Source organism: Corynebacterium gottingense (genome assembly GCF_007559235.1).
Lineage (GTDB): Bacteria > Actinomycetota > Actinomycetes > Mycobacteriales > Mycobacteriaceae > Corynebacterium > Corynebacterium gottingense.
The window spans coordinates 181,313-193,347 of the sequence record NZ_VMHH01000003.1; the positions used below are offsets into that span (position 1 = coordinate 181,313).

The window sequence follows — 12,035 nt, forward strand, 5'->3', positions numbered from 1 at the left end:
TTCTCAATACGCAGCGCCGCGCAATTTCTTAGCTGTATATAAGCGTAAAGCCCGCCGCGTTTCCGCGACGGGCTTTCGCCTCAGTAGTGCCTGGCGTTAGGCGTTGACCTTGGTCGGCTCAGCGGCCGTGGTGAGGGTCTTCGCTTCCTTCTTGGAGGAGGAGCCCTTCGCGTCACCCGTGCTGCTGCCCATCTCTCCGCCGGACTGGCAGGAGGCGTAGGTCAGGCCGAGGGCGAGCGCGCCCAGGCCGATGATGCCTGCCGCGAGGACGCCCGCCGGGACGGCCGGGTCGATCTGCGACAGCTGGCGGGAGATCTCGTTCATCCACTCCGGGCGCTGGATGTTCAGGCTCGGCATGGCCTGGTTGAACTGCGCCGCTGCGGCGTTGAACTCGTCCTCGAACAGGACCGCCGCACCGCCCATGGCCGCGATCAGGATGCCGATCGGGATCAGCCAGGTGGCCGGGTTGGAGACCGAGGAGGTGTCCGCGAGGCACTTGCCCAGCGAGCTGCCCTTCGGCTCCGGTGCCGGGGTGGTCGTCTCGGTGTACTCGATCGGGCGGTCGAGGAGTCGGACGTCAACGTTCATCTTCTCCTCGTCGCCGGTGATCTCGAACTCCTTCGACTCCAGCGCAGCGCCGATGCCGTTCTCGTTCTTGTCCGGGTCCAGCGGGTCGGCGAGCACGACACCGCCCGGGTTGCGCATCTGCAGCGTGTACTTGCCAGCAGGCGCGGCGGCGAAGTTGAACGTGCCGTCGCTGTCGCTGGTGGTCTTCACGTCCGGCAGACCGTCGAGGGAGTGCAGCGTGATGTCCATGCCACCGAAGTTGGTGTCCTTGGCATCGCGCTTGCCATCCTCGTTCATGTCAACCCAAACGTTGCCATCAACGTTGGTCACGGCCGGCAGCGCTGCGCCTTCCTCGACCACAATGTGGGCGTTGCCCTCCGCGTTCTCCTTCGGCGTGATCACCAGGAGACCGGAGACGTCCTCGCCGTAGTCCGGCTCGCCGTCGACAGGCTTCGCGCGCTTCGGCGGCTCGGGGGCCTGGCCCGCGGCTTCTGCCGCGTTGTGGTGGCGCTTGCCCTTGGCCAGCGGAGGCAGCACGCCCTTAAACACGACGCGCTCGCCCGGCATCAGGGTGCCGTTGAAGCCCTTCGGCGGGATGATCTCCATCGGCGTGCCCTTGCCCGGGTGCTTCGGGTCGAAGCTCTCCTCATCACCTTCGTAGATGGTGTCGTTCACGGTCACGTTCTCCATACGGATGGAACCGGTGTTGACCACTTCGTAGGTGAAGTAGAGGTCTTCGTCCGCGGCCATGTGGACCGGGTCATCCGCGTTGGTAGCAAAGCGGGCGTTGACCTTCTTCTGCATGTTCATGTCCATGAACTTCACGTAGGCCTCGTTCGGCGTGGAGGCGACCATCTTGTCGTGGTCGTCCTTACCGCGCGCGACCGCGATGTTGGCAAACGCGCCCTTGTCCACCGGCGGTGCCATGACCGCGGAGAACACCTTGTACTCGCCCGGCTTCAGGGTGCCGTCCCAGCCCTTCGGTGCCTTGATGGCACCCTGCGCGAACGGGTCCTCGATCTCAATATCGTGGACCGTCACGTCGGACTCGTTGGTGACGATGAAGCCGTAGATAAGGTCCTCGTCGTTGGGCAGGCCCGGAGCGTCGTCAGGCGTGTTGGCGTCGTAGCCGCGCACGCGCTTCTCCAGCTTCAGTACCTTCTTGGTCAGGTTGACCGTCGGCAGCTCGACGTCCTTGCCCGGGCGGACCGGGATGTACATCGGGTCGACCTTCTGCACGCCCTCCGGCGTGAAGATTTCCACGATGGTGTCGCCCGGCACCACATCCGTGGTGTAGTTGCCGTTCTTGTCCACCGGAACTTCCTTGGTGTCGCCGTGGGAGTCGGTGACTGTGACCAGCACGCCGTCGATCGGCTTGCCGTCGCCGTCGACAACCTGGCCCTTGATCTCAGAGCGCGGTGCCTTGACGTTGACAATGCCCTGGTGCGCCGGCTTGTCGTCGGTGACCTTGACCGTCTTCGGCCAGTCCTTCGGCTTGGTCCAGCCCTCCGGCAGCTCGAGGTCAACCTCGTAGTCGCCAGCCGGCAGCTTGTCGGTGGTGAAATGGCCGTCCTTGTCCACGGTCACCGCCGGGAAGGTCTCGGTCGGGTTGCCGTCAGCATCCGTGCCCTTGCCCTTCACGATGACCTTGGCACCCGGGATCTGCTCGTTCAGGTCATCAACGAGCCAGCCGTTGATGGTGCCGGGCTCGCCCTTGTCCACCTTGATCGGTTTCTTGGTCGTCGGGGTGATGATGCGCGGCACCGTCACCTTCTCGCCGTCCTTGACCGTCACCTCGGTGTAGCGCGGGGTGCGGTGGCCGTCGGCAGGATCCACAACGACAACGTAGTCGCCCGGCTCCAGGTCGTCCGACGTGAAGTCACCGGTCGCGGGGTCAATCTCCAGCTCCGAGGTGGAACCGTCCGGGTGACGGACCGTAGCCGTGGTGCCCGGGACGGGCTTGCCCTCCTGATCACGCACGCCACCCTCGAAGTTACCTGTGTTGTTCGGGTGATCGCTCGGCTTGGAGTCGAGCACGACGTTGAAGGAGTGACCGTCGGCGTCAGTAACGTCCCACTTCAGGCCGCTCTTGGCAACGTAGTTGCCGTCGTCCTTGGACACGGTCGCGGTGTAGGCGCCCAGGGCAGCTTCACCGGAGAACTCACCCTTCTCGTTGGTGACAAACACCACGAACTTCTCCGGGTCGTTGTCATCAACCATCTCCACGACAGCGCCATCGATCGGGTCGCCGGCCGTGTTGGTGACCTTGCCGGACACCTTGGCGTCCTTGGCGGCGACCTTCGCCATCTCGATCGCCTGGACCGAACTGGTCTTGCCAACGTTGACGGTCACGCTCGGCGCGCTGGTCGGGCGGTACCCGTTCGCGCTCGCTTTCGCCCTGTAGTTACCGGCCGGTACGTCAGCCGCAGCGTAGTCGCCGTTGGCGTCAACCGTCGCCGGGATGACGTCGCCGGTGTCCACGTTCTCCAGCACGACAGCGACCTCGCCGTCAATTGCGTTGCCGTCGGCGTCACGCACGGAGCCCTTGACGGTACCCGTCTGCGGGGTGTCCGGCGTCTTCTCCAGCTGGAAGTCCTTCTGTACGTTCGCGCTCGGCGCGACGTCCACTACCTGCGCCTCGGGCGACTCGTAGTCCGCCGCGCGGACCTCGATGCGGTACTGACCAACAGACAGGTCGCCGCGCGAGTATTTGCCTTCCTTGTCGGTGGTGGATTCGTAGCTTGCGCCGTTCTCAACGTTTGTGATGGTCACGGTCGCGCCCTCAATCGGCGCGTTCTTCGCGCCCGTGACTACGCCGTGCACGGAGCCGATTGTCGACGTCAACGTGATGTCCTCAGTGACCTTCCCGTTGGCCGGGACGTTCACTACGATGTTGGAGACCTTCTTGTAGGTCTTCGGCGCGTCAACGCTGAGCATCCACTGACCTGCAGGGATGCCATCGAAGTTGAATGAGCCGTTCTTCGCGGTTGCCGCGTTGCGCTCTTCATCGCCACGGGTCAGCGTCAGGCTGATGTTTTCCAGCGGCTGGCCAGTGGAGTCCTTCACGGAGCCATCGACCGAACCAGGGTTACGCTGCACCTCGATCTCAACCGGGTCGGTGTGGGTACCGGCGACAACGGTGAAGGCGGTCTTGCCTTCCTTGTATTCGTCGGTGCCCGCAACGACCGCGGTGTAGTCGCCCGGCGTCGCGGAATCCATGGAGAACAGGCCATCGCTATCGGCCTTGACGGTGTCGACGGTCTGCCCGCCGCGTTGGATCACAACGTCCACATCCGCGATCGGCTTGCCGCTATCATCCTTCACGAAGCCATTGACGGTGTCCGTCGCACGGTTCACCGTCAGGGCGACGTTGGTCTTCACACCTGGGTTAACTTCGAAGCCCCTGACGTAACCGCCGTACTCGTCAGTCTTTGCAACGGTCGCCTCGTGCGGGCCCGGGTTCAACTTGTCCGTGGTGAACTTCCCGTCCGCGTCGGTGGTGTAGGTGTCAGCGCCGTCAATGGTGACGGTTGCGCCTTCAACCGGTGCACCGGTTTCGTCCACTACAGTGCCCTCGGCCCAGCCGTTGGTGCGCTTGACCTGGACATCAGCAACTTCAGTGTTCGCAGGGGTAATGGTCGCGTCCACGGAGTTTGCCTCGTGAGCGGTACCCGCCTCCACGGTAACCGTGTACGAGCCAGCCTTCTGCTCGTTGAACTGGTACTTGCCGTTGGCGTCCGTCTGTGCGGTGGCCACCTCGTTGCCGTCGGCGTCCTTGAGGATCACCTTAGCGTCGTTGACAGATTCGCCAGCATCGTTGGTGACTACACCCTCGAGGTTGCCCGGCGCCCGGGTGAGCTGAATGTCTGCGGTCGACGGACGGTTGGGGCGCACCGTGACTTCCTTGGGTTCGCCGCTGCGTGCGTTGGTAGGCACCACCGAAACGCTGAACTCACCTGCGGGAACGCTTGCGAACTTGTAGGTACCGTCCTGGCCAGTCGTGGTCGAGGTCTTGAATTCGGCGTCAGGCGCGTCCTTGGCGCGACGCTCACCGTCGATGACAACCGTTGCTCCCGTGACCGGGTTACCCGCGTCATCGGTGATCGTGCCGGTAACGGACCCGGGCTGCGGTGCCACGCTGATCTTCCAGGTGACATTGGCGTCCTGCACCAGGTCGGGCAGCTTGTTGTCCTTGACGTTTACATAGTCCTCGCCTGGAACAACGTCGACAGCGTAGCCGGCTCCGGGGGCCTGGTTCAGGAATTCAACCTTGCCATCCGCGTCTGCCGGTTTGCGCTCGAGCTCCCGGCCGTCGCGAGAAAGGATTACTTCGGCATTTTCCACGGTTTCGCCGAGATCATTGAGCACGGTGACCGTGTATCCAGGGTTAAACCGCTCAACCGTGATCGTGGGCGTAGCCGTCTTGTTCGGCTCTACAGTCACCGCTTCGGTGTGCGGCTTCGTCAGTTTCGTCTTACCGACTTGAATCTCGTACTGACCCGGCTTCTGATCCTTGAGCTCGAACTCGCCGTTTACCACCGATACGGGGGCCTTCGTTCCATCCGGTCGCGTCACAGTGACGTTATCCGGGGAGACGGGGTTACCGGCGTCGTCGACAATCTTGCCCACAATGGAGCCGTTTGCTCGGGTCACCGTGATGTCTTTTGCCGTGGCGGTTTCATTCGGCTTCACGGTGACGTCGGTGGAGTTACCAGTGAAGTTGTCGCCGTCGGTGACGGTCACGGTCTTCTTTCCAGGGACTACGCCGGGGATGGTGTACTTGCCGTCGGCGTCCGTCGTGGCCTTCTTGCCACCCGCGGAAACCTCGGCGCCTTCAACTGGCTTACCCGCGTCATCAACAACCGTGCCGGTGATGGTGCCGGGCAGGGAAACCGCGCTGAGGTTCAAATCAAGAGTCTTGCCCGGGCCTGCGTACTCCGGACCGACGGTAATACCTTTGTAGGTATTGTTCCCCGCGATCGAGGCTTTGTAGTCGCCGTGTTTCAGATCCGGCAAATTGTAGAAACCTCGAGCATCGGTCTTCGTCGTGAAAGTTTCGCCGTTACCTTCGACAGTCACCTCGACGTCACGAAGGGGAAGGCCGTCCAAATTGACCTGACCACCAATCGTTGTTGGCTTGTACGGAATAGTCGCATTGACATTCTTTCCGCCGCCTGCGGGAATGGTCAGGTGTCCCCTACCCGTGCTCTTCGTGGACGTGGTTGCTTCAAACTCAATGTCATAATCTCCCGCGTCCAAGCCCGAGAGATTGAAGGTACCGTCCGCACCAGTGCTGGTGCGCTTCACGACGTCAGCACCCCGGTAAAGCACGACTGGGATGTCAGAGGCAGTTTCGTTGGTTCCTTCGTATTTTGCGGTGCCGGAGACGGACCCCTTGTTTCGCGAGACCTCAATGTTTGCTTCGAATTCCTGGTTCGGGCTCACTACAGCGCTGGTACCGCCCTCCCCGTTCTTCGCCGTCTTTCCGACGCGAACGTCGTATTTACCCGGAGTTACGTCGTCGAAGGTGTAGTTACCATCAGCGTCTGTGGACGTGACTCTCTCTTCCTGACCAGCACCGGAAAGGCGTACCTCCGCATTGTCGACGGCTTCCCCAGCCTCATTGGTGACTCGACCGAAGACCGAGCCCTTACGCAGTTCGACCTGAATTTCTCCGGCGTTCGTCGGCTTACCGACGTTCACGGTGACCGTCTTCGTAGCCGCTTCGGTCTTCTCAGTTTGTCCGACCTCAAGCGTGTACTCGCCGCTCGCAGTGTCGAGATCCGTGATTTCCGACAGCGTGAACAGACCGTCGCTGCCAGTGGTGTCTTCGTGGTTGGTCCCGCGAAGCTTCACTGTCGCATTATTAACAGTGTTTCCATTTTCATCGACGACCTTGCCCTGAATCGTGGCGGCATTCGCCTTGATGGTCAGGTCACGCGTTTCGTTCGAGTTGTGCCCAAGGTTGAATGGGCCCCGCTTTTCGCCGTAAAACCCGTCAACCTGCGTGGAGACCTGCACGGAGTACTCGCCCACCGGCACGTCTTTGAACTCGTAATCAAACTTCCCGCGACCAACAGTCTGCGGTTGCCCCACCGGGTTATCGTCCTGGTCCAGGAGCTCGACCTTTGCGGTATCGGTAAAGCTCTTCGGCGCGGTCACCGAACCCGAAACGGTGCCGGTCTTCGCGTTGACGGTGAACGACTCGTTGATCGGCTGGCCCGCCGTCACGGTCACAGTCTTCGTCAGCGCCTCGGTCGAATTGGTCTCTCCGACCGTGATTTCATGATCGCCAGCGGGCAGCTTATCGACACTAAACGACCCGTTCGCATCCGTCTTCCCAACAATCTCACCGTCGACGGAAATGTCCGCACCAGAAACAACGTCGCCATTCTTCTGCTTGACAGTGCCGTTGACTGAGCCCTCTTGCTTAGGCGCATAGCCAAACTTGATCTCAGCGTAATCGCCGCTATTGGCGATCGGCCCCGTCATCCCAGGCCCGTAGATAACAAGAGTTGTTGGTCGGTCAATATCTGCGGCCAAGTGCATTGGGTTCTGTAGCGTAAAGACTGGCTGCGTCTCAGTACCACCGGCGCGGACCTTTTCCACCCTGCGGTCCAGAACCTCAAGTCCGTTCTGGCCCACTCGCTGGGTCCAGATGTAATAATATTCGCCCGGGCGGAACTTATTTGCGTCGGATTTGTCGCTGCCGCCTTCCTTATCCTTAGGCCAGATCAGTTCTACAGTATCAAAATCAATATCTTTATCATGGGCGCTAACCGCGGTGATGTAGTTGCCCTTTACGTTCTGATTCTTAAAATCCTGAAGCACACCGGGAGCATTCGCAATACTCTCTGCGGACCACCCCTTGGCCAACGGAGTGACCTCGTTGACCGATCGATACGTCTCACCACTCACATTCGGCAAAGTCTCGTCAAAGGCCGCAGCGGAAGCCACGGGCAGCGAACCACCGAGGTTCGGCACGGCCATGCCGCCAACCGCTAGCGATAACGCGGTCGCCGAAGCGATCACGGTCCTTCTCATTCCGGAAAACAGCCCGCGTGAAGGCTTGGGGTTTCCGCGCATAGTTTTCTCCAATACTTGGGGTTGTGCGTAAGGGCCTTTTGTGGAGCTGGGAAAAGTCTCCAATTTTTCTCCATTGACAATAATGCCGTAGACAGGCGTATGCCAACTTTTACGCCTAAGGATACACTTAAGATTCACTCATGCAATATTTACTGGGCCTTGATCTGCATAAGTGCGAGCCCCCACCCTTTAACACCCCGCGTGTCCACCCGCCTGACCGGGCAGAAGAAAACCCCGCCGGAGCGGGGTTCCAACTTGTGCGCCCGGAGGTGTCCGAAGTCACGACATAGTTGACACGGCGTGCCTGGGGGAACCTTCCTGATGGTTGACAGGTCAGCCGCGACATGGTTGACACTTAGCCCAAGAAAACCACCTAGGGTGATGGTTGACACCTCAGTCGCGACATAGTTGACACCGACCAGCAACCGCGTGGCGTGAAGCCACACGGGGATCAGTCGGGACATTGTTGACAAAATGAACAGCCCCAACCGCAACCTCGCGATCGTTAAGGCCGTACGAGACCAAGGCGAACCAGCTGCCAAAGTCGCCAAACGATTCGGGATCTCCCGCCAACGCGTCTACAAAATCCTCGCCGACTTCGACGCCGGCGGGCCTGAAGCGATCGCCCCGAAATCCCGTGCACCACACACCCACCCCCAAGCCATCCCCGAAAACCTGCGTAAACACATCATCGAAATGCGCAAAGAGTTGACCAGGGCCGGTTTCGACGCAGGCCCAGACACCATCGCCTTCCACCTTCAACGACAGGGTCAGCGAGTCCCATCAACTTCCACCATCCGCCGCATCATCACCAACGCGGGCCTGGTTACCCCACAGCCCCAGAAGAAGCCACGAAGCTCCTACATCCGCTTCGAAGCCGAAATGCCCAATGAGTGCTGGCAAGCCGACATTACCCACCTTTTCCTCGCCGACGGCATTCGTGTAGAAGTCCTCGACTTCCTCGACGACCATTCCCGCTACCTGCTGTCAATTACCGCCCAGCACGCGTTTACGGGCACTGCAGTGGCAGAACAGCTCCAGCACCTCATCGACACCTATGGGCCGCCAGCATCCACGCTTACCGACAACGGATTGGTTTTTACAGCACGACTCGCCGGCCGGAAAGGAGGTCGCAACGCCTTCGAGAAAACCCTTAATCACCACCGCATTCAACAGAAAAATGGCCGACCTGGGCACCCACAGACTCAAGGCAAGATCGAACGATTCCACCAGACGCTCAAACGCTGGATCAAAGCACGACCACCAGCAGAAACAATCTCCCAGCTGCAACAACAACTCGACGAATTCGCTGGGTACTACAACACAGAAAGGCCTCATCGAGCACTCGGACGCCGCACACCGGAACAGGCCTACACCGCCGGAGCCAAAGCTCAACCCACGGACACCCCTAATGACGAATGGCGCACCCGCAACGACATCGTCGGTGTCAACGGCAAAGTCACCATCCGCTATGCCGGAAAGCTCTACCACCTAGGCATCGGACGCGCCTACGGCGGCAAGCCCATCCTGATGGTCATCACCGACAACCACGTCACCACATCGTTAAAAGAGACCGGCGAAATCATCGCCGAGCACTACATCGACACATCCCGCAACTACCAAAAACCATACTGGCGAAAAGGCCAACCCCCGTCGAACATCCAGGTGCGGTAACGCTCCAGGTCGCCGTCTTTAAGCTCGTAGCCCGCCCACTCGGCCACCACGCTCAAGGTGTTGGGGAAGCTGCCGCCGATGGTTCTAGCGCGCACCTCCGGGGTGAGCGGGCGGCCTAGCAGCTCGCCGAGCTCGAAGGTGGCCTTACCCCACAGCGGTTCGGTGTCGATGAGGGTGCCGTCCATGTCCCAGAGGACGGCCTTCGGCCTACTCAAGTTCCGGAAGCTCGTTGAGAGCCTCGTCCGTGGCGCCGGTGGCGGCCGCCGCACGGAACACCAAGGTCTCGATGTCGGCCTTCTCCTCCGGTTCAAGCACCGCGTTGGCGTGCTTTTCGTTGAACTCCTCGAGGTTCTCGTAGAACGGCGCCACGACCTTCACCAGCGCGTCGCCCTCAGGGTCGTCGCCAAGCAGATCGAGGGCGTCAAGGAACATCTCAAGCCGCTTCTTCAAATCCGGCAGCACCGCCGGGTCGAAAGGCTCTTCCCACAGGTCCTTGTCCTCGTCCTGCAGGTAGGAACCGGTGGCGAAGGTGTTCAGGTCGTCGATGAATTCGTCTACCTCGGGCTGAAACTGGGCCCGAATCGAGTTGTCCGCAGCTGCGCTCATGGGCCCATTGTGCGTGAGGCGCGCTAAATGCGCACCCCGAGCAGCCCGTCGAGGGCGGTGGCGATGATCTGGTTGCAGTCGCCGGCTGCGCCGTCGAGAAGCGAAAGTGCCTCCGGGGTGTTCAGATCGTCCGCAAGAATCGCGCGAAGCTTATCGACGACTTCCGTCGCCTCCGCCTCAGAAACCTCGCCGGCGAGCTGCTCGCGCCAACGCGTAAGGCGCTCCTCGGCCTCGGCCAGGATCGCGTCGGAGAAGTCCCGGTCCTCGCGGTAGTGGCCCGCAAAGACAGCCAGGCGGATCGCCGACGGGTCGTGGCCTGCCTCCGAGAGCTTGTGCACGAACACGAGGTTGCCCAGGGACTTGGACATCTTCACACCGTCGAGGGCGATCATGCCGGCGTGGACGTAGTGCCCGGCCATGCGCTCGACCTTTAGCGCGGCCTCAGCGTGGGCCGCGGAGAACTCGTGGTGCGGAAACGCCAGGTCAGACCCGCCGCCCTGGATGGCGAAGTGGCTGCCCAGGCGGTTGGTGGCAATCGCGGAGCACTCGACGTGCCAGCCCGGACGGCCCGGGCCGAACGGTGAGTCCCAGGCGGGCTCGCCCTCGCGGTGGCCGCGCCAGATCAGCGCGTCCAGCGGATCGCGCTTGCCCTCTCGATCCGGGTCGCCGCCACGTTCCGCGAAGTACTCCTCCATGGTGGCGCGGTCCAGGTTGGACTCGTAGCCGAACTGCTCGGTGGCGTCGATGGAGGCGTAAATGTCGCCCTGGTCGAGCTCGTAGGCGGCGCCGGCGTCGAGAAGCTGCTGCACCATCGCGATCACCTCGTCGACTGACTCCATCGCGCCGATGTAGTCGCGCGGCGGGATCACGGACAGGATCTCCATGTCGCTGCGGAACAGGTTGATCTGGCTGGTGCCGAGTTCGCGCCAGTCCACGCCGTCGCGCTCGGCGCGCTCGAACAGCGGGTCGTCCACGTCGGTGATGTTCTGCGCGTAGTGGACCTTGTGGCCGTTGGCGAGCAGCTGGCGCTGCGCCAGGTCGAAGGTGAGGTAGGTCGCGGCGTGGCCGAGGTGGGTGGAGTCGTACGGGGTAATGCCGCAGACGTACATCCCCACCTCCCCGTTCGCATCCGGGGTGGTGTCTACTTCTTTGACGCGCTGATCGGCGGTGTCGAAGAGCTTCAGCGGCACCGGGGTGCCGGCGACTACGGGTACGGACGGGTCGGGCCATGCATGCATGCGGACAACCCTACAACTAGGCGGCCATCACGCCAGTGCCGAGCAGCGCCATGACCAAAAGGCCCAGCGGAATGCGGTAGGCGGCGAACCACGCGAACGAGTGGTTGGACACGAACTTCAGCAGCCACGCAATGGAGATGTAGCCGACCACAAAGCCGATGCCGGAGCCGACGAGCAGCTGCAAACCGCTCGCCGCCTGGCCCGCCTGGGGGTCGAAGGCATCAGGCAGGGAGAACAGCCCGGAGGCCAGCACTGCCGGAATGGCTAGCAGGAAGGAGAAACGGGTGGCAACCTCGCGGTCGAGGTTGAGGAACAGACCGCCGGAAATGGTGCCGCCGGAGCGCGACACACCGGGGATGAGCGCCAGGCACTGCCACAGGCCCATCAGAACCGCGTCCTTCATGGTCAGTTCCTCGAAGCCGCGGGTCTTCTTGCCGCGGCGCTCGGCCAGGATGAACACCAGCGAGAACAGGATTAGCACGGTGGCGGTGATCCAGAGGTTGCGGAAGTTCTCGCGGATTAAGTCCTTGAGCAGCACGCCTGCAAGACCGACCGGGATGGTGCCGGCGATGACCATCCAGCCCATGCGGTAGTCGAAGTTCCGCTTGGATTTGTCCGCGAGGCCGGCGAACCAGGCGGTGAGAATGCGCCAGATGTCTTTGGCAAAGAAGACCAGCACGGCAAGCTCCGTTCCCAGCTGGATCACGGCGGTGAAGCTGGCGCCGGCGTCTTCGCCCCAAAACAGTTGGGAGACGATGCGCAGGTGGCCCGAGGAAGACACTGGCAGAAACTCGGTGAGGCCCTGGACAACAGACAGGACGATCACCTGGACCCAGGACATTGTGGTGGCGGGATCAGTCATGG

Annotated in this window: 6 protein-coding genes; 1 reads left to right on the forward strand and 5 read right to left on the reverse strand. The window is 61.7% G+C overall.

Features of this window, described 5'->3' with window-relative positions; genetic code table 11:
• Positions 1-96: 96 nt before the first annotated feature.
• Positions 97-7,116, reverse strand: a complete 7,020-nt coding sequence (locus tag FPH17_RS05510; protein ID WP_167496780.1) for a carboxypeptidase regulatory-like domain-containing protein — start codon at positions 7,114-7,116, stop codon at positions 97-99.
• Positions 7,117-8,127: 1,011 nt separating this feature from the next.
• Between FPH17_RS05510 and FPH17_RS05515 the strand changes: the two genes are divergently transcribed.
• Positions 8,128-9,327 (forward strand): IS481 family transposase, encoded by a 1,200-nt coding sequence (locus tag FPH17_RS05515; protein WP_154879024.1) that lies wholly within the window; start codon positions 8,128-8,130, stop codon positions 9,325-9,327.
• Here FPH17_RS05515 and FPH17_RS05520 read toward each other — a convergent pair.
• Genes FPH17_RS05520 through FPH17_RS05535 form a run of 4 tightly spaced genes read right to left on the reverse strand, consistent with a single transcriptional unit; the run spans position 9,270 to position 12,033 of the window.
• Complete coding sequence (locus FPH17_RS05520; protein WP_238397042.1) at positions 9,270-9,542, reverse strand: HAD family hydrolase; 273 nt, start codon at positions 9,540-9,542, stop codon at positions 9,270-9,272. The two genes, FPH17_RS05515 and FPH17_RS05520, sit on opposite strands and share 58 nt — an antisense overlap.
• The gene (locus tag FPH17_RS05525; protein WP_005296305.1) at positions 9,535-9,933 is read right to left on the reverse strand and encodes a hypothetical protein; all 399 of its coding nucleotides are present in this window, start codon (positions 9,931-9,933) and stop codon (positions 9,535-9,537) included. Before FPH17_RS05525 ends, FPH17_RS05520 begins: the two co-directional genes overlap by 8 nt.
• A 23-nt stretch (positions 9,934-9,956) precedes the next feature.
• Positions 9,957-11,171: a cysteine--1-D-myo-inosityl 2-amino-2-deoxy-alpha-D-glucopyranoside ligase gene (gene mshC, locus FPH17_RS05530; protein ID WP_005296309.1), complete on the reverse strand. Its 1,215-nt coding sequence runs from the start codon at positions 11,169-11,171 to the stop codon at positions 9,957-9,959.
• A gap of 16 nt (positions 11,172-11,187) precedes the next feature.
• Positions 11,188-12,033 (reverse strand): undecaprenyl-diphosphate phosphatase, encoded by an 846-nt coding sequence (locus tag FPH17_RS05535; RefSeq protein ID WP_005296312.1) that lies wholly within the window; start codon positions 12,031-12,033, stop codon positions 11,188-11,190.
• Positions 12,034-12,035 lie beyond the last annotated feature (2 nt).